The organism is Planctopirus limnophila DSM 3776 (genome assembly GCF_000092105.1).
Lineage (GTDB): Bacteria > Planctomycetota > Planctomycetia > Planctomycetales > Planctomycetaceae > Planctopirus > Planctopirus limnophila.
Genome location: NC_014148.1, coordinates 4774156 through 4793801, shown reverse-complemented (window position 1 = coordinate 4793801; position 19646 = coordinate 4774156). Strand labels below are relative to the sequence as shown.

The window sequence follows — 19646 nt, the reverse complement described above, 5'->3', positions numbered from 1 at the left end:
TTTGATTCCAAACTATCGCATGCTGGTGATTAAAGACAGAGCCGGTTGACCTGGCGACGTTTTCATTGGGTTACTCGGCGGCAACCTGTGCCGTGTCTTCTCCTTTGCGGGGAGCAAATTCCCCCGCGGGATCGAGCACTTTGCGAACGAGCCTGAGCAGCTTGAGGCCGGTCTCGTAGCCACGGGGAAGAACGAGATGCGCCTGGCGGTCATCGACGACCCGAAGTGTGAAAGGGGTTTCCTGAGCCAGCTTTTCGATTTTGCGAGGGAGGCGATAACTGAAGACACAGTAGCCCCCTTCGAGGTGAATTCGATCAATCGACCATCGGCTGGCCAGGAGCTGAATTTCCCGCAGGTCGATCATCCGCTGGGCAGGCTTGGGAACCGGGCCAAAGCGATCCTTGATCTCGGTTTCGTACTGACGCAGTTCTTCCATCGAAACGACCTGCGACAGCTTCCGATACATCTCGATCTTTAATCGGCCCGGCGGAACGTATTCACTGGGGATGAATGCCGAGATGGGGAGATCGACATCGACATGCCGATGTTCTTTGAGAGGTTCCCGTTTGAGAGCACGGACGGCATTTTCAAGAAGCTGGCAGTAGAGTTCATAACCCACGATGGCGATATGCCCGCTCTGTTCCGTCCCGAGGATATTCCCGGCCCCGCGGATTTCGAGATCACGCATCGAGATTTTAAAACCAGCACCCAGCTCGCTGAATTCTTCAATCGCCTTGAGCCGTTTGGTGGCTTGAGGTGAGAGGATTTTCCCTTCTTCGACCATCAGGTAGCAATAGGCGCGGTGTTTGTATCGGCCCACGCGGCCGCGAAGCTGGTGCATTTCCGCAAGGCCATAATGCTCGGCCTGATTGATGAAAATCGTGTTCGCATTGGGGATATCGAGGCCACTTTCGATGATTGTGGTTGCCACGAGGACATCGAGATCGCCACGGACGAATCCGAGCATCGCCTCTTCCATTTCGTGTTCGTTCATCTGGCCATGCACCACACCGACCTGCGCTTCGGGCACAATCGAACGAATACGCTCGGCCATCGTCTGAATGTTGTAAACGCGGTTATGGACGAAGTAGATCTGCCCGCCTCGATTGAGTTCGCGAACGATCGCCTGCCGGATAAGGGTCGGATCAAACCGGCAGATGCGAGTTTCAATCGCCATGCGATCTTGTGGTGGAGTTTCGAGATTCGAGATATCGCGTACACCAATGAGCGAGAGATGCAATGTTCGCGGGATGGGTGTCGCACTCAACGTGAGAATATCGGTCTGAGTGCGCAGCTTTTTGAGCCGCTCTTTCGCTTCTACACCAAATCGCTGCTCTTCATCAATGATCAGCAGGCCGAGATCTTTGAAGTGGACATCGGATTGAACCAGTCGATGCGTACCAATGACGAGATCCACCGAGCCATCCATCAACCCGCTAAGTGTCAGCTTCTGCTCGGTCTTCGTGCGGAAGCGGGAAAGCTGACCAATGTTGATCGGGAACTCAGCAAAGCGGCTGCTGAAGCTGCGATAATGCTGTTCTGCCAGGACTGTCGTGGGGACCAGGACGGCGACCTGCTTGCCGCCATCAACTGCTTTGAAGGCAGCGCGCATGGCGACTTCGGTTTTACCAAAGCCGACATCGCCGCAAATGAGCCTTTCCATAGGCCGGGGGCGTTCCATATCGCGTTTGATATCGAGAATGGCTTTTGACTGATCGATCGTTTCGATGTAAGGAAACGAGGCCTCGAACTCTTCCATCCAGTGGCTGTCCGGGGGGAAGGCAATGCCCGGCTGCAATTCTCGTTCGGCTTGCAGGCGGAGCATGTCAGCCGCCATATCGGTGACGGCTTCCGCGACGCGTTTTTTCTTTTGAGCCCAGGCGGTTCCGCCCAGCTTGGAAAGTTCGGGAGCCGTTTTCTGCCCGCCGACATACTTCTGCACCAGATGGATCAGCGCGACAGGGACAAAGAGTTTGGCACCATCCTTGAATTCGAGGTGCATGTGCTCTTCGGACTGATCCCCTTTGGCGAGAATCTGCATCCCGAGAAATCGCCCGATGCCATGCGACAGATGCACGACCAGATCTCCCTCGTTGAGGTCGAGGAAGCTGTCGATGGCGCGTGTTTCGAGTCTGCTGCGAGTGGCAGTCCGCCGGACCTCGACCCGGCCAAACAGTTCGTGATCGGAAAGGACAACCAGCCGCTCCCAGGTGAGGCGGAAGCCACGCGTAATGGTCCCTTCGCACAGGCGAATGCGGGGTTTTTGTGCTTCCTCGAGGCCATCCAGGAGTTCCTGCATGCGCTCGATGGCGGCGGCATTATGACAAGCCAGGAGGACATGCTCATCGGGCTGCAGAATGGTGCAGAGTTCTCGTAGGGCTTCGGTTTTGGGGCCGGTGAGCCTCTCGACCGATTCAACCTGCAGATGACAGGTCGTATCAAAACCATCGGCGAGTAATGGTGCGATATTCAGCGAAGGGAACTGCAGCATCTTCTGCAGCGATGATTCGCTGGAAAACATGCCGCGACGGTCGCCCAATCGTTCGAGATACGCCTGGGCTTCGTGACGGATATCGGCATGATCGACGAGGACGACAACCGTGTTTTTCGGCCAGCTGCCGGAGAAATGTTCGGTCGGAAAGGGATCGTCGAGCGATGTGGGCATCTCCTCCTGCGGCAAGCGGCGAAGATCGAGCACACTCACTTCGATCTCATTCAGATCTGCCAGTTTTCGCTGAGATTCGACATCGAACGTGCGGATCGATTCGATCTCATCGCCAAAGAGTTCAATACGGATGGGATGTTCGAGGTCGGCTGTCCAGAGATCGACAATCCCGCCGTGAATGCTGAATTCGCCGCGGGTTTCGATCGAAAGCACGCGCTCGAAGCCTAAAGAAATCAGCCATTCGGATGTCGATTCGAGCGGGAGTTCATCCCCCACTCGAAAGCGACGCATCGACTTCTGGCGGGATTGCCGGGCGGGAACGGGCTGTAGGGTGGCGGCTATCGATGTCAGAACGAGCTGGGGGGGAGCTTCGCTCTCGAGTTGTTTGAGCAGACGCAGGCGTTCGCCATGAATCGGGTCGCTGGTCGATTGTTCGCTGGGAAGTGATTCCCAGGCAGGGAATACCAGTGGTGGCTGGCCCAGAAAGCTGGTGAGATCGCCAGCGAAATCTTCGATGTCGCGCGCTCGGGGCAGGATGGCAATGACGGGGCCGGATGTGGACGTCGCCACACAGGCGGTGGTGAGTGCGCAGCTTGACCCCCAGGCACCATCGACGGTGCCACTGTTGCCTTGCCTCAGACTTTCGAGAATGGCCTGTATCCCAGGGTGCTGACGAAGCCTGGGGACTAAGGACTGAAGAGAGGGACTATCGCTCACTCGGTATTCCGCCCTGATCTCGATTTCGTCCTGAACTCTGAAAGATTTGCTCGCTGGTTTTCGTCAGGAAAGTTTATCGTGACAGCAGCTTCCGACCAACTGCGGGGCCGATTTCATTGCTCAAATGAACAGGGTGGAGAGTTCGAACCCGGCTGGATCATGGGGTCATCGCGAGTTGCCATTGTCGTTTCAGGCAAGGCTGCACTACAACATTTCATGATCGTGGACGACCCATTGTTCCACCGCACGAGAACTTCTCGCACTTCGCGGGTGGAATATCTGGTTGCTGGGTCGTGGGACTTCGGGAAGCAGTCATTCCAGAGAATCGGCTATGAGAACTTCAGTCTCTTGCAACAAGATTATGGCTCTGCTGTGCCTGGGGTTGTGGTGTGGGATGATCCTGCCGGGCCGGGCTGAAGATCTCCCCATGCTGGTCGATCAGTTCGGCGAGAAGCATGCCGTCGGCGCTGCGGGAGACGGCGTGACGGTCCTCATTTATGGCGACCGTAAGGCGATGAAGAACTCCAAAGAGCTAGGCACAGAGTTGCACTTGGCATTTCATCCGACGGCGGAAGGTTTGCCGCCGGCAGAGAGTGCCAAGGCTCCTGTCCGGCCAGTCGCCGGTGCTCGCGGCCCATCACCCGAAGTGTTTGTCATTCCGGTGGCTTTGCTGGGAGACAAGATCCCAGAACCATTGCGGCCCGTGATCATCAAGCAATTCAAAAAGGGCTCACCCGATTTTCCCGTGTGGCTCGACTTTGAGAACATTCTCAAGACCCAATACGGTGCTGCTGAAGGAGCGACACAGGTGCTGCTGTTTGATCGCGAGAGCCGCCTGCGCTGGCAGGGAACCTGCACTCTGGAAGAAGCCGACGTCAATGCCCTGCTTCGCAAGATCGAGGCACTGCGGGTCGAGCAGCTCAAGAGTGGGACATAGACCCCGTTGGCTCTGCAAGACATCGCCAGTCGGCCTTGATGTTGGAGAATGAGTGGCTGGGGTCAAACGTCCGCGTTTGCCCCCAGGTTTTTGGCCGTTGGTTGTGCAGGGCAATCTCGATGGGAAGTCCTGACGAACGCTCCCGTTGCCATTGTGCTGGTCATCTCCGTTGAACTGGGGGCGAATGAAGACATTCGACCCCAGCCACCCGAGTCCGGTCGGGCTTAGTGATACTTCTGCACAAATCCATGCGGAAAAGACCCTCACCCGGCACTCCGTGCCACCCTCTCCCACGCAGACGCGGGCGAGGGTTTTCGAGGAGTACTATGATCCGGCTCTGGTTCGATGTGGCAGCCAACGATCAGTGTTGAGAATCCGTCGATCCTGGATTCCGGATCACTATGAATCTGATTACCACGGGGCTCGTTTATCGTACAAAGCGTTGATCTTTGCACCCCGCCATGGCACGAAGATTTTTATCGCTAGTGACGGCATTTGCCGACCTTCAGCAATCTCAAATGCCAACTGAGCTGAATACGACTGCCAATTTTCCGTGCAGCGGATTGCCTCGCATGGAGAACTGCTGCAAACAACTTCAGCAGTGAATCGCTACTGACGGTGCATGCTATCAATCGCTGTGCAGCACTTTCCGACGATTCGTGCGTGGAATCAATTCAATATTCTCTACATCCCTGGGGTATAAAACTTGCTGTATCAAGCATTGTCCATATTTTACTTTTCGTTTTTCATGGAGATGTCTCATGCGTCGGCGTGGATTTACTTTGATTGAATTGCTGGTGGTGATTGCGATTATTGCGATCTTAATTGCACTCCTTCTGCCCGCAGTCCAGCAGGCCCGGGAGTCGGCTCGAAGAACACAGTGTCGCAACAATCTGAAGCAGTTGGGGCTGGCCTTCCACAATTACCACGACAGGGCCAGCACCTTTCCTTACGGGGTGCGTTCGACCGATCTGAACTCGACTGTGCTCAATCGCGATTGCTGGATGCAGCAGATTCTTCCCGAACTGGATCAGGGTCCATTGTTCAACACCTACAATGTGATTAACAACATTCGCAATGTGCAGGATGTTTCGAATGCGATCAAGCAGGTCAAGATCCCGGCTCTGATGTGCCCATCGGATCCGAACGGTGGAGCTTTTTCGGGAAACGGTGCTCAGATAGGCTTCCACGGAAACTATGTCGTCTGCGCGGGGAACAACAGCCTGCCCATGGGGAATCCTATTTCGGCTACAGTCGCACCCCTCAACGGGATGTTCTGGAACATTTCGAGTGTCAAGATGCGCGATGTGACTGATGGGACATCGAACACGATTATGGCAGCTGAATGCCTGATTCGTTCGGGCAATACTGGCGATGCCTGGGGTGATGCCGGCTGGTACTGGGGTGGTGCCAACTGGGGTTCATATGGATTTTCGACGGCGAACCCTCCGAATACAACAGTTGTGGATCGTGCTCACACCTGTAAGTCGACCACCAATACCCGCGCTCCTTGCGTTTCTCACGGAGGTGGGACTAACTCCGAGAATTACACGCGCAGCCAGCACACCGGTGGTGCTCACGTACTGATGGCGGATGGTGCCGTTCGATTTATCTCGGACAACATTGATCGTGCGACGTTTCAGAATCTGGGAACACGCGCCGGTGGCGAAACGCTAGGTGAGTTCTAAGGCCTGCTCCATGATCCTGAGACAAAGAAGGTGGCTGTCTTGTGCAGCCACCTCCCGCTTTGTTCAAGTTGACTTGCTGTTGTTCGTCTTCAATGAGGCGTGTCTTTAATGGCAGTTTTAATTCCCGCATGGAAGTGTTTGGCTGTCACTGGCGTGCTCCTTGGGATCGGGGGTTGCACAAATTCGGTGCCCGAATCTGAAGTGACGGGAACCGTCACTGTCAATGAGCAGCCGGTACTGGAAGGCCAGATCACCTTTCATCCGGTGTCCGGCGGTGGAAAATCGGCTTCCGGGAGAATCGAATACGGCAATTATCAATTAAAAGTCCCTCCCGGTGAAAAACTGGTGGAGATTTATGGCCAGCGAGAAATTCCCGGTCGATATTCTTCGGAGCTGGTTAACGGCCAAAAGGTGCTGATGAGGGAAGAGTTCGTTCCCGCCAGATACAACACGAAGAGTGAACTCAAAGCTACGATCCCGGCAGCATCCTCCACACAGGATTTTCATCTCAAGCCGGAATGATGCAGCGGTCGCTGAGAAGATCTCTCTAAAGCCACTTCCGATCCATTTGGGATCGCGTGTAACCCGCTCCTTTTTGGAAGACATTGCCTAGTTTGAATGCATGCGCGAGATCAAAAACCGCACTAATGCACATTCAATCGGCTTCAAACGCCGTAAGTTTTGGGCATTAGGTCAATGCACCTGCTTGAACAGACCAATTGCGTGCATAGTGTCAATTCAAAGAGCTTGAACCCCGGCAAGGTACAGGTTTTGCTTCATTGATTAGTGTCTTCATCTAATCTACTCATGGAGAACTCTTATGTCTCGCCGTGGATTCACTCTGATTGAATTGCTGGTGGTGATTGCGATCATCGCCATTTTGATTGCCCTGTTGTTGCCTGCCGTGCAACAGGCACGCGAAGCCGCACGACGAACCCAGTGCCGCAACAATCTGAAGCAGATGGGTTTGGCGCTGCATAACTATCATGATGTTGCAGGCGTCTTTCCGATGGGGACGCGCGGCGGTGACATCTACGTTCAGGCGGGTGTGAAGAATGGCACGAACTGGCGGGTCGCCCTTTTGCCCTACATGGATCAGGCTCCTTTGTTCAACAGCCTGAACTTCTCGACGGGAAACTTTTCCGCAGGAACCGACCCTGCTCTGGCGTACTCGGGTGGCAATGAGCGTTTGAGGAATTTTGTGTTCTCAGGCTACTTGTGCCCTTCGAGTTCGCTGGAGACGTTCCCTCAGACTTACACCAGTAACAGCGGTGCCTCCCAGACGTTCAACAATCAGGGGAACGGCATGGGGATTCAGTATGTCGGGATCATGGGTGCCGCCCCGAACTTTGCCTGGACACCTGCGACGACTGGTCATCGCGATTGTGGACAAGGTTGGAGCTGCAATCAGGGGATGCTGCGAATGAATCAGGCCACGGGGATTCGTAATGCGACCGACGGAACCAGCAACACCATCGTCATTGCGGAACAATCGGGCTTTACTGGTGGATCGAACCGGACATCCAATTATTTTGGCGGGTGGTTCGGTGCACGCAATCAGTTGACTATCACCGACACGACCTGCACGGATCACTGGCAGACTGGCACAACCTGTGTCCGTCATCCGCCGAATTCGAGAATCTTCGACGCGGGAAACGACTTGATCTACCGCAATAACACCATGCTGACTTCGTTCCACACAGGTGGTGTGCATGTGCTGCTGGGAGATGGTGCGGTTCGATTTGTTTCGGACAATATCGATTTTCAGATGCTCAAAATGCTCTGCATCCGCGATGACGGACAGGTGGTTGGTGAGTTTTAGTCTCTCGACTTCCAATCTCTCCTGAGGCGCACCACCAGCTCTGCTTACGAGCATGTCGACTCTTCGAAGCGATCGAAATCGACATTCGTGGATTGCACTGATCAAACGGCATAGACAGGATTCCCGTGTTCCATAGAGACCTTCGCAACGCACTTTTCTCGATGTTGGTCGGCCTGACAATCGTCACCACTTTCGGTTGCGGGCCGGCCAAGCCTCCTATGGGCACAGTTCAGGGAAAAGTCCTGATTGGTGGCGGCCCTCCGTCTGAGAGGCTGGCTGTCTATTTCATCAATTCGATGATTGGGCAGGGTTCTATGTCGCCAGTGGATGTTGATGGAAGTTATCAACTCCCAGACCCTTTGCGTCCTGCAGAATACACGATCTACTTCGAGCGGCTGGTCGTCGCCGAGGGAGAGGTTTCCACGAATCAGCAGGTTGCAGGATCAATACCTGCTGCCTATCGATCCGAAGTTTCTTCGCCGATGAAGAAAACAGTCGCCGAGGGACGAAACGTCATCGATCTCGACGTTCCCACTGGAAAAAAATAAGCACTTCACCATTTTCAAGGATGAAGTGCTCGCAGTGATCGTAAGGCTTGTTCAATGGCTTAAAACCGTGGCCAGCCACTGCCACACATTAAACTGCCGGCCATTACGAAGTTTTTCGTCGGGTGGTTTTCTTTGGAGCGGCATCTTCACCAGTCCCTGCTTCGGCCGGGGGCGAGAAGATGCGGTTCACTGATTCGACCAGTGCTTCCATGGGGAAAGGTTTTCGCAGATAATCATCGACGCCAAGCATCTCGGCATAAGCCTTGTGCCGGCCCCCTTCGTTGGCAGTGATCATGATGACGCGGGGCTTTTTCGCGAGCGTGCGGATGAACTCCAGCACCGGAAAGCCACCCATGCGAGGCATCATCATGTCCGTAATCACCAGGTCCGGTGAGAGGGATTCGATGAGCCTCTGGCCTTCCATACCATTGGGAGCCAACGTCACCCGGTGACCGGCATGCTGCAGGACGGCCTGCAAAGTCGATGCGATTTCGCGGTCGTCGTCGATAATGAGAATCAGCTTCTGCTCGGCCATGTTTGTCTTCCTGCGGGAGATTCATCACATGGCGATATTGTAGCCAAACCAAGTGACTGCCGCATACAAAGGAAGGTAACGAGCGAGATGTTTCCGTGGGATTACGCGGATCTCATGGAGCCTAACTCCTGATGTGCCGCCTGCAAAGAAGAAACCGATAAGGATCAAGGCCATGCAAATCTTTGTGCCATGCTCACGGCTCGGAGTGAGCATGCCGGTCTTGCATTTGAGTTTTGGACCGACAAATCAAAGGAGCATGCTTGCTCAGAGCTGCAAGCATGGCACGATTCTTGAGACCATGCATGTGTCAGCCAGAAAGTCCGAAACTATGCCGTTACGCCGCGCTTTGATCGGGTGGCGAGCAGCACCTGCCTCTCAAACGTTTCAAGGCCATATCTTTCGCAATAGCAATAGGCGAACCGCCATCAGGCGAAGAGTCCTTGAATCACTTCGCCCGATTCAATGACCTTGAGAGGTCGGCCCTGGGGGCTCATGGTTTCATCCTTGGGATTGACCTTCATAGCCGCACAGATCGATGTGAAGAGATCACCCACAGTCACTGGTCGGTCTTCGATCTCTGTCCCCTCGGCGTTGGTGCGTCCAATCACCTGACCACCGCGAATACCGGCTCCCGCGAGGAAGCCGTTAAATGCTTTCGGGAAGTGATCGCGACCTGTGCGGGCATTGATTTTGGGAGTGCGGCCAAACTCACCCATCCAGACCACGAGTGTCGAATCGAGCAGGCCACGGTCTTTGAGGTCTCGAATCAAAGTGGCTGCCGCCGGATCAACTTCCCCAGCCAGCCGGGTCGTCGCATCAAAGTTATCGGCATGGGTATCCCAGTTCCCCACGCGCACTTCGATATAAGTGACACCTGCTTCAACAAGACGGCGCGCCAGAAGGCAACCACGCCCAAAGTTGGTATCGCCATAAGCCTCCTTGAGAGCGGCTGGTTCTTCATCGAGGTCGAAGACCTTCAGATCCTTCGACTGAGCCATCCCTGATGCCTTTGAGTAGAGATCGCGATGTGTCTGCACGACAGAGGCTCCACCACGTTCGGCAAACTGCTGATCCATCTGGCCGAGTAGACCCAGCCGTCGGTCAAAGCGTTCGGTACTCGTTCCAATCGTGACGTTATCGGGAATCTTACCGGCCTGATTGAGGTGCAGCGGCTCGTAGTTGATTCCCAGATACCCAGCACCAATCCCGGCTATCGCATTCCCGATGGTGACCAGCGACGGCAGATCCTGCCCGGCAGGAGCAATCTGTCGGGAGATATTCGCCCCCAGTGAAGGATGCTTGACCGAACCGGTGGGAATGTAGCCTGTATGCAACTGGTAAGTCGCCCGCTGATGATTCCCTTCTTTATTCGTGAGTGAACGGATCAGGGCAATCTCGTTCATCATTTTCGCAACTTGCGGGAAGGTCGAGGCAATCTGAATTCCCGGGGCGGCTGTCGAGATGGACTTCGTAGGGCCGCCTGTTTCCGTACCAGGCTTGGGATCGAAGGTCTCGAACTGGCTGGGTGCTCCCTGCATCCAGAGGACAATGATCGAACGCTTCTTCTGCTGCAGATCAGCCGCCTGAGCCGACAGACAAGCTGGCAGCAAACCACCGGCAGCCATCGCACCCATCCCAGCCGCAGTAGATTGCAGCAGACGTCGGCGGGTAAAGTGGTTTCTCGAAAGCTGAACAAGATCGTGAATGACTGGCGACATGATTCAGACCCTAGACAATGAGAATTGATTCGCAAGTTTTATGTAATGTTTTTGAATCGAATTAAATAGCGACTTAACAAGACCATCCTTGAATCAGCCAATGCATCCTGCAATAGGACTCACATTGATAGCGACAAGCACATGATCCACTTACCGTCGCGATAGAAACTCAGTCGAGTTAATGAGCGCCCAGAGGAGATCGACAGCAGCCTCGGGATTGTTGCCATGCTCATCGACATAAGCCCGCATCATTTTGAATTCGGCTTCTGTGGGCTTACGAGCCAGGGTCTTCAGATAGAGTTCTTCCACCGCAGCACGATTGAGAGTGATCGTCGAATTGCGGCCTGCCGGTGGATTATTACCAAAACGATTCCGGGCCACGGCGGCAAAGCCACGTTCGAGGGGAGTATCATCACCAGTGATGGCACTGCGAATCTGCTGTTCGACAGCCCGGTTGACGGTGGGACTGTTCATGAGCATCAAAGATTGAGGGATCGTGCCAGTCAGATCTTCCCGAGGAATCGAAGGATCGAATCCAAACAGCTGTGTGAACTGTGTGCGTGGCGAATTCCGCATGGCGAGGCGCCCCATCATCCCAGGGGCTTGTGACATACGTGTTTCTTCAGGCATGCCCAGAGCCGACGACATTGCCGAGAAGAGTTGATCAGCCCGCCAGCGACTGGGCTGACCCGCCGCAAAGGGAACTTCCGGCTGGCTGCTAGAACTGTTCCGCAAAGATCGCTGATAGGCGCTGGTACTGGCAATTGTGCCGACCAGCCATTTGAGATCGTAGCCCGATTCGGTGAAGGCCTTAGCCAGAGCTTCAATCGCCTGGGGATGGACTGCACTTCGCGATGGGCCCATGTCGTCGACGGGCATGTAGAAGGCGGAGCCCAGCATTTCATGCCAGACACGGTTCACCACGGCTTTCGAGAACCATTCGTTCTGAGGTGCGGTCACGAAACCCGCCAGAGCCTGGCGTCGTTCCTGGTCGTCCAGCTCTTTGCCGGGGGCTCGGCCATTGACGAAAAACTTGGGATGGATCAGCGTTCCCTTTTCGGCGGGCCGATCCAGGTTAGGCATATAGTATTCAATACTCCCCTGCCCAGGTCGCTCAGGTACCTGAACAGACTTGATTTCGGCCAGTGAGATCATGCCGTCTTTGTTGGTGTCGCCGTATTCGATCAATCGGGGAAAGACACGGGCGAACTGGCCACGGCCCCCTTTGGACTCTTCCTCGCTGATCTTACGGTCGCGATTGCGATCGAGTGCCTGAAAGATCATCTCAGGATTCTCTTTGAGAAAATCCGTCCCACGACGTTCGTTCGCCTGAATCGAAGCCAGCTCGAACTTGGGTGGCATGGCCTGAAGGTCTTGCTTCAAATTCACGCGAGGGAGGAAGGCGGCCAGTTCGTGAAATTGCCGACGCTTCCAGATATCCGAAGGATGATCGTGGCAATTCGCACACGACATCTGCACTCCCATGAAGATCCGCGAGATCTCCGAAGCCACTTCTTCAGGCTCGGCATCATGGGCAAAGAAGAGAGACGTGGCGCCATTCTCGTAGACATCGCCAGTTGCGGTGATGAGTTGTGTCACAATCTCATCCCAGCTCGCATTGCGATTGAGTTCGGCTGTCATCCAGTCTTCGAAAGGCTTGACGGCAAACCGGGCCCGGGCATTGGTCGCATTCATGAAGATGACATCCCGCCAATAGCGAGCCCAGTTAGAGGCATAGGCTGGCTCAGCCAGGAGCGACTGCACGATCTCGGCCCGCTTTTCGGCATCGCTGTTGGCAAGGAACTCGCGAATCTCTTCCGGAGTGGGCAGCCGGCCAGCGATATCCATCGTCGCCCGGCGGAGGAAATCTTCATCACTGCAGATGGCCGATGGCGCAATCCCCTTTTTGTCAAACTCCTGCTGCAGGAACGCATCAATCTGGCGGCTGATTTCGGAAATCGAAGGCTTTTCGGCAGGGGAAATCACCCGTGGTTTGTCGGCAGCAAAGATATCGTCACTCAGAACTGAGAGACAAACTGCCAGCGACAATAAACTCACGATCTTGCGAATCGATTGGATCCCTGAGCAGCATCGTGGAACCTGAGTGGAAGTTCGATCAACTGCCACATATGAAAGGCTCGTCTTCATGTTTCCGCCCCGATGAACACCACGTTGAATGATTATCTTCGTGCCACAGGTTTTCAGATCGACTGATACCCGCAGGCTATGAGAGAAACACACGGCACGACAATCAGGTATCGTTAAAATCTCTGGAAGTTCCGATCTGTCGCAATAATCGCGATGATGAGCGCGGGCAATCGTAGGCATCCTCTACGTGAATCAACTCCATCGCACATGAATCGGCATTGGGATTTGCTGAATCAGTTCGTCGAGGCGGGAGCGGACTTCTTCCCAGCGACTGGGCTCTACTTCCAATGTCACGATGACAATCGACTCCCCTTTGCTATGAGCTGCCGATGCATTGGAAGAGCTTTTCTTTGAAGGCTTGGAGGCAACCAGCGCGTCTTTTTCAAGTAAAGACTGTTTGGCTTGGATAGTCTTTTGACCATCATTTGCCACCTCTTCCATGGTCGAAAAGGGTGCCACCAGGGTGATTTCCCGTAGCTCCCGGGGATCAAAACCACTGAGCGTGGCATCGAAATCCGGGAGATCATTCAACTCAGCCAGCAGCCCCGACAGCCTGGGAATATCCCAATCGCTCCCCACTTCACGATTGTTGAGTGCCACATTCAGAGCCTGCTCACGAGCCAGCGATAGATCGACGATCACACAGGGAACTGTGGTGGCCCCCTGCGCCCGCAGGATTTCGACTCGCTGGTGACCACCGACAATATGGCCCGTCTGACGATTCCAGATCACTGGTTGCACCAGCGAAAACTCGGCCAGAGACCGCACCAGCTTTTCGTAGCCGCGATCACCCGCCTTCAACACTTTCCGCGGGTTGTAGGGCGCGGGGAGTAACTGACCGATGGGAAGCTCTTCAATCTGCATCCGAGACTCCTGACGACAAATACGCTTGAAAGACGAATTGATCTCACAGATGAGCCGTATTACTCAGCAGCTCGGAACCTGTTGAGTGCCATCGTCACACCAGGCTAACTACAGATTGCGATGCTTTCTGTTCATGACCGCCCTGTTCATGACCACCTGGGGACGCACAGCAGTCCTTTTCCTTCGGGGAATGGCCCTGCTGATCGCCTGACTCTCCATTTGCAGACGTTCATTCTCAATGGCGGCTTGCTCCTGTTCACTCAACTTGATGTCACCTTCATCAACTGCAAATCGTTTCGACATCTGGGCATCCGCCTGGAACCGCTGCTGCAACTCCTTTTTCACCTTGCTGAGGCAGCGGGAAATATGACCTCGCGGGTGGCCCGTCGCCCGCCCCAGTTGCTCAATTGTCCATCCGCAACTTTCCCGTAACGCCAATAACGCCAAGAGTTTCCACCGCAGGTGATCATCGGCGGCATAGTGCCTTTCCACCTCCTGCCAGAACGATGTGGCCGAATCCCTTGGCAACTCCACCTTCTCCCCGGAAACTTTCATTGCAGACATCTTCATCGACCCTTCCCAAACACAACTGAACAACATAATGAACAAACAGGCCCTTCACCCTATCCCTTTCTGGTGCGCCTAAACGATAATGTACTTGTGTTCAGTATAGTCTTTTGAGCGACGCTTCTCCATCGAAAACTGTCTCTTTTTCAGCACTCAGAATCCCGGGCCAACTTCCCCAGAAAATCTTCTCCAACCCCGTACAACGGCCTCCCAGAAACTGGCACAATGACTGCATGCCGAACCTCAGCCGCTATCACCGTCAGATGCTGTTGCCACAATTTGGAACAACTGGACAAGAGCGCCTCTCAAGGGCCGTGGTCGCCATACTGGGCATGGGGGCCCTGGGAAGCTGCGCCGCCGAACTCCTGGCTCGCGCTGGCGTGGGAACGTTACGCCTGATCGACCGCGACTTTGTCGATCTGACGAACCTCCAGCGGCAATCGCTCTACGACGAAACCGACGCCCGCGAACGCATCCCCAAAGCCATCGCAGCGGCCCGCCGTCTGGGCGAAATCAATCACGAGATCACTCTCGAACCCATCGTGGCCGACATCCGCCCCGAGAACATTCTCGAACTACTGGCAGGCGTCGATCTGGTCGTCGATGGAGCCGACAACTTCGAACTCCGCCTCCTCCTCAATGATGCCGCTCTCGAACGAAACCTCCCCTGGGTGCATGGAGGCTGTGTCGGCACCAGTGGCCAGGCCATGGCCTTTCATCCGACTCACACACCCTGCTTTCGCTGCCTCGTCAACCCGGTCGATGACGACGCTTCCGGGCAAACGTCCTCGTCAGCCACCACCCCCGCCACATGCGATGCCGTCGGTGTCGCAGGGCCAGCTGTCCATCTCGTCGCTTCCCTCCAGGCCATGATGGCAATACAGATCCTTCTGGGCGAGAGAGAAGTGCTCGGCTCACAATTGAAGCTGATCGATGCCTGGAGTGGTCAGATCCGCTCGATGGACCTTTCAGGTTTACGCGAAACGAACGATTGCCGGGCCTGCCAGCAAGGCGAGCGATTGTGGCTCAGTGGCCAGCAGACGTCACAAACAACAGTGCTTTGCGGCCGCAATGCCGTACAAATCAGCCCTGCCCATCCCCGCCCGCTCGATCTCAATCTGCTGGCCAATCAACTGGCTCCCCTGGGCGATGTGCGACCAAACCCCTATTTACTCCGCTTCAAACCCACCGGCCACAACTGCGAACTTACCATCTTCAGAGATCGCCGCGCCTATATCGAAGGCACCGAAGACCCCACCCTCGCCCGAACACTCTACACGCAGTTTCTGGGGGATTGAGCGGCTTATATAGGCATAGTAGCGACTCATTTAACCAAACGACTTGCTTCTACCCTACCCGATACGTCGTCTGCACAAAACCATTAGGGTAGGCCCGGGTCGATTCATGGATCAGAGGCAGATCCTCGGGCAGCGGGCCGAAGAGGCGAATGCCGCTTCCCAGGAGGATGGGAATCGAGGTGATCGTCAGGTCGCTGACGAGACCTGCTGCCAGGAAACTCTGGATTGTCGAACCGCCATCCACATAAGCCCGCCGGAATGATTCACGTTCCAGCGACTTCACAATCTCCGCGGGTGCTTGTGAAGCTATTCGGACGGAGGGTGGACAATCCGCAGGAAGCTGGTGCAGCGTCTGGCTGAGAACCACGACTCGCTTTTCACCATAAGGCCACTCCGGGAATCCCCAGACCGTCTCGAATGTCTTCCTTCCCAGAATGAGCACATCAACCGTATCGAAGAACTCCTGATAGCCAAAGTCATCTCCCGGCGGTGCCGACCTGTGCGCCTCTTCCAGCCAATCGATCCGGCCATCCTCCCGGGCAATGTAGCCATCCAGACTGGTGGCAATGAAGACCGAACATTTCATGGTCGTCAATCATTCCTAATGGTCATCAAGACAGAGCCCGGCGAGCCGAAAAATGTCTTCGCCAGTCGATGAGAATATTGCAAATGAATGGTCGATTAGAAGATAGCGAACACATCGATGTTCTCATATGTCCGGCGGTTTCTGCAAACTCGAATGAGAAGCTGGTGGCAGGCCCGTTATGTCGATCGACCGATATAACGAGCTTGTGAGAGGCTCCTTATTCCAAAAAATGCCAGTATTTGGGAATAAGGAATTCGCCTCACCGGCTGTTCATCAGCAGGTCGGCGGCGCGCTGGACGCCGTTCTCTTGCTCGATGAACTGCGCGCAGGCCTGCGATCGAAGCTGGTATTCGGGGTTGTCCAGCAGCAATTGAATGGCCTGCGCCAGTTGATGGCTGGTTACAGTTGTTCGCGAACCAAGAGAGATGCCAAGCTGCTTCTCCTGGAGACGCGCGGCCCAAAAGTACTGATCCGCGCCGTACGGGATCACGATCGATGGAAGACCGGCACGCAGGGCTGCCCCTGTCGTACCAGCGCCACCATGATGGACAGCGAGCGAGCACTGGGGGAACAGCCAGTCGTGAGGGCAGGAATCGAGTGCATAGGCCCATTCCGATAGTGAAGTCTCAGGCAGGCCGCCCCAGCCTGAAAGCAGGACAACACGCTGCCCAGCCAATTGCACGGCTTCCAGCACCAGTTTGGTCATCACTCCAGCATCACGACTCGACATACTTCCAAAGCCAATCGCCACAGGTGGTGGCCCGGCTTCAAGAAAACGCACCAGTTCCTCCAGTGGCTGCCAATCCGCCGGCCGATCGAGAAACCAATAGCCAGTGACATGGGCGCCTCGTGGCCAATCGACCGGTTGTGGCAGAAGTGCTGCCGAATATCCGTATAGCAAGAGTTCTCCCGGGGATCTCTGTCTTCCCACATTTCCCCAGAAGCGAATCGGCGCCAGATCGAGAATGGTTTTTCGGGCGGTATTCAGAGCAGGTCGCATCGCCTGCCAGAAGATCTGTCGCGATGCGGAATGAGTCCATCGATTGAGTGGTTTGATTGATCGCGGCAACCAGGTCGGAGCCAGTAATCCCGGATACTCTCCGGTCGTTGTCAGTGGTTGCAAGTGAGCCTGAATGAAGGGAATCTTCAGCTTTTCGGCAATCGATTCACCCACTAGCATGCCACCAAAACCGCCAATCAATCGGTCCGAGTGCTCAGCAGCTGCCAGGCCTGTTCGCATCGAATCACACATCGCACTTGTCGCATATTGAATCATTAATCGATGAGTGGCCCAGAACCCCTTCTCCATCTGCTGCGCGACTTCTGGCTTTCGCAGCACCGCCTCGACATCCCCCGGGAGCCCGCAAAAGGAAATGCCGTGCGGTTGCAGCACTTCTTCCGCCAGACGCGTATATCCCTCGGGTGCGATGAATCTCACGTCATCGCCGCGACTCTTCAGCTCGATGGCTAGGGCCAGATAAGGCTGAATTCCGCCGCGGGTATCATTGCAGATCAATGCTGTTCGCATAGGTGATGACTTGCCCGCAGACATGGAAATTGCCGGGTCGCTTACGTTTCCCGAGAGTCAACGATCCTCATTTCGCTTCGAGACAATTTGAGGTTCAAAACCTTCACCAGGAGTGACTGTGATGAACCGATCAAACCATTTGTGCAATTTGATCTGCGAGGGGTTACAACCATCCACGGTGGTTGCCAAAAGAGCCAAATGATGACGACGATACTACGTACACGGGAAGACTCATCGACCGCAAGACATTTCACTAAGTCACGATGCCTTCCCCTGCTCAAACGCCTGCGTCTTGAACGTCTAACCCGTTAGCCTTCCTGAGGGTCGCCATTGTTCCACAGGGTTCAAGGAACGAGTGGTGTGGTCTTTTCAAAAGTTAATCCATCGACATCAGCGTTGATCTTAAAGAACGAAGCATCGAGGATTGGTTGGCCTGAGACTGTCAGGTTTTCAAATCGCAAGTCCCGAATCCGGGCGTTGGGTGCGCCCCATAACAGCTGAGGTTCACCCAGAACGCTGGGGGCGGCAATCGAGATGTTCTGAAACAATATTCCCGCAAGATCACCCGCCGAGCGGCTTTCTCCGTGCCGCGAATAAGGCTCGGGCATCGTCATGCAAACGAAGAATTGCTGCAACGTTGGCCGGGGATCTTCGATATGGATATTCCGAAAGATCACACCGCGACCGGCAGCTCCGCCACCTTCACCGCGCATGTTAAAGACCCGCCCGCCACTCCAATGATGCCATTTCGCCCGACTATAGATGACATCACAATCCTCGACGATCAATTGCCGATCTGTTAACTCCGGAAGACTGCTGAGCACAAAGGACGAGCCATTGGCATCGTTCCAGAGCACAGTGCGGCGTATGCCCAAGCCGCTCACATACAGCGAGTCGTCCTGTGTTCTGATAAAACAATCTTCGATCAATGTGTTTCCAAACGGATTAATACCGTCTCCATTCGCCCGCCACGTAAATATCTTCGTCCAGCGAACTGTATTCGGGTGATCTTTCTTATAGGGATGAATGAGCATCAGTGAGTGCGTGGCCGAATCAGCAATTGTAATCCCTTCGACCTGAGTATCCGTCGTCCCTACGATTTCAATGGGTCGATACTGTTTCTGCTGTGCCTGAGATAGCTCTGGTGAGACGTATTCAGGATGCTTGAGTCTCGCGCCGGATAAAGTCCCCATCCCAAAAATTCGTATATGGTGCCCAGCCCCCCAGGTTTGATTAGAAAACGTACCATACACGATCGCATTACCCGGTATATAGTACTGGCAATGCGCACGGAGTTGATAGCCTGGGCCGATATCATGAACACCAGGCAGAAAGTAGAGCGTCTTCCAGTCTCCGCCCGTCGGAGGCTGCTGCCCCGGCTGGACACAATAAACGCCCGCCTCATCCGCGTGCGGTTTATTGAGCAATGGCGGATTCGCAAAGATCGAAATTGTATGAATCGGTGGGCCTTTGTAGCCTTTACCTGTGTCCTGTTCATCCATCTGGCCATTGATATCCACCGCCACCAGACAAGGTTTTTCCAAAGTGACGATGGCCTTCCCATCGACAATCACGCACGCAGACGCCTTTCGCTGGGGATGAACAGCGGCCGTCCGAATGGGCTGGCCATCCACCCGCGAGATTTCAACTTCGACAGCGATACTCGTTTCAAAATTGACATAGCTATGCGACCAGCCCGCCAGCGTATCAAAGTAGGCATCGGCCTTACGCTCCACCTGTTTGCAGACCGTTTCCCAGACAAAGGCCTCCTGCCAGGGACGATCTGTCCCGGCAGGTCGCACACGCACTACATAATGCGACGAAGGTGCCAGCCCCGGCACAGCCGATTCCACAATCAGCGAGTCTTCGCCCAAGACCATCACGCACTGCAAGAGCATGATCGAAAACGTCGCAAGTCGCAGGGCCTGAGAGATCATTGTTGCGGTGTCCGGACGGAGAATCTTTGAAGAGTCAATCATTGAGAAAGTGCCGCAAGGTCGAGCCACACGCAAGCTTGTTTCGAGG

General features: G+C 54.8%; 15 protein-coding genes. 6 read left to right on the top strand and 9 right to left on the bottom strand.

Features of this window, described 5'->3' with window-relative positions:
- Window positions 1-70: 70 nt before the first annotated feature.
- Complete coding sequence (mfd, locus tag PLIM_RS19180; RefSeq protein WP_013111971.1) at window positions 71-3382, bottom strand: transcription-repair coupling factor; 3312 nt, start codon at window positions 3380-3382, stop codon at window positions 71-73.
- Window positions 3383-3713: 331 nt separating this feature from the next.
- Here mfd and PLIM_RS19170 point away from each other — a divergent pair, with 331 nt between their 5' ends.
- The 5 genes from PLIM_RS19170 (at window position 3714) to PLIM_RS19145 (ending at window position 8377) form a co-directional block, all read left to right on the top strand.
- Window positions 3714-4319 (top strand): hypothetical protein, encoded by a 606-nt coding sequence (locus tag PLIM_RS19170; RefSeq protein WP_013111970.1) that lies wholly within the window; start codon window positions 3714-3716, stop codon window positions 4317-4319.
- Window positions 4320-5080: 761 nt separating this feature from the next.
- Window positions 5081-6007 carry a DUF1559 domain-containing protein gene (locus PLIM_RS19160; RefSeq protein WP_013111969.1) on the top strand — a complete coding sequence of 309 codons (927 nt, stop codon included), beginning with the start codon at window positions 5081-5083 and terminating at the stop codon, window positions 6005-6007.
- Between the two features lie 186 nt (window positions 6008-6193).
- Window positions 6194-6529 (top strand): hypothetical protein, encoded by a 336-nt coding sequence (locus PLIM_RS19155; protein WP_148227190.1) that lies wholly within the window; start codon window positions 6194-6196, stop codon window positions 6527-6529.
- Window positions 6530-6827: 298 nt separating this feature from the next.
- On the top strand, window positions 6828-7829 hold the full coding sequence (locus PLIM_RS19150) for a DUF1559 domain-containing protein (protein ID WP_013111967.1): 1002 nt from the start codon (window positions 6828-6830) through the stop codon (window positions 7827-7829).
- A gap of 125 nt (window positions 7830-7954) precedes the next feature.
- Complete coding sequence (locus PLIM_RS19145; protein ID WP_013111966.1) at window positions 7955-8377, top strand: hypothetical protein; 423 nt, start codon at window positions 7955-7957, stop codon at window positions 8375-8377.
- Between the two features lie 103 nt (window positions 8378-8480).
- Here the strand turns inward: PLIM_RS19145 and PLIM_RS19140 are convergent, their stop codons facing one another.
- From PLIM_RS19140 to PLIM_RS19115, 5 genes are all read right to left on the bottom strand, one after another.
- Complete coding sequence (locus tag PLIM_RS19140) at window positions 8481-8912, bottom strand: response regulator transcription factor (RefSeq protein WP_013111965.1); 432 nt, start codon at window positions 8910-8912, stop codon at window positions 8481-8483.
- Window positions 8913-9337: 425 nt separating this feature from the next.
- Window positions 9338-10630 (bottom strand): DUF1501 domain-containing protein, encoded by a 1293-nt coding sequence (locus tag PLIM_RS19130; RefSeq protein WP_013111963.1) that lies wholly within the window; start codon window positions 10628-10630, stop codon window positions 9338-9340.
- Between the two features lie 150 nt (window positions 10631-10780).
- Window positions 10781-12778, bottom strand: coding sequence for a DUF1549 domain-containing protein (locus PLIM_RS19125; RefSeq protein ID WP_041402264.1), 1998 nt, complete (start codon window positions 12776-12778; stop codon window positions 10781-10783).
- A 192-nt stretch (window positions 12779-12970) separates the two neighbouring features.
- Complete coding sequence (locus PLIM_RS19120; RefSeq protein ID WP_013111961.1) at window positions 12971-13642, bottom strand: ParB N-terminal domain-containing protein; 672 nt, start codon at window positions 13640-13642, stop codon at window positions 12971-12973.
- Window positions 13643-13750: 108 nt separating this feature from the next.
- Window positions 13751-14206 carry a hypothetical protein gene (locus PLIM_RS19115; protein ID WP_148227189.1) on the bottom strand — a complete coding sequence of 152 codons (456 nt, stop codon included), beginning with the start codon at window positions 14204-14206 and terminating at the stop codon, window positions 13751-13753.
- A gap of 236 nt (window positions 14207-14442) precedes the next feature.
- On the opposite strand from PLIM_RS19115, the gene PLIM_RS19110 reads away from it, so the two are divergent.
- Window positions 14443-15507, top strand: a complete 1065-nt coding sequence (locus PLIM_RS19110; protein WP_013111959.1) for a ThiF family adenylyltransferase — start codon at window positions 14443-14445, stop codon at window positions 15505-15507.
- 49 nt (window positions 15508-15556) lie between these two features.
- On the opposite strand, the gene PLIM_RS19105 is transcribed toward PLIM_RS19110, so the two are convergent.
- The 3 genes from PLIM_RS19105 to PLIM_RS19095 form a co-directional block, all read right to left on the bottom strand.
- Window positions 15557-16093, bottom strand: coding sequence for a dihydrofolate reductase family protein (locus PLIM_RS19105; RefSeq protein WP_013111958.1), 537 nt, complete (start codon window positions 16091-16093; stop codon window positions 15557-15559).
- 259 nt (window positions 16094-16352) lie between these two features.
- Window positions 16353-17621: a glycosyltransferase gene (locus tag PLIM_RS19100; protein ID WP_013111957.1), complete on the bottom strand. Its 1269-nt coding sequence runs from the start codon at window positions 17619-17621 to the stop codon at window positions 16353-16355.
- Window positions 17622-17965: 344 nt separating this feature from the next.
- Window positions 17966-19558, bottom strand: coding sequence for an endo-polygalacturonase (locus PLIM_RS19095; protein WP_196349485.1), 1593 nt, complete (start codon window positions 19556-19558; stop codon window positions 17966-17968).
- Window positions 19559-19646: the final 88 nt, after the last annotated feature.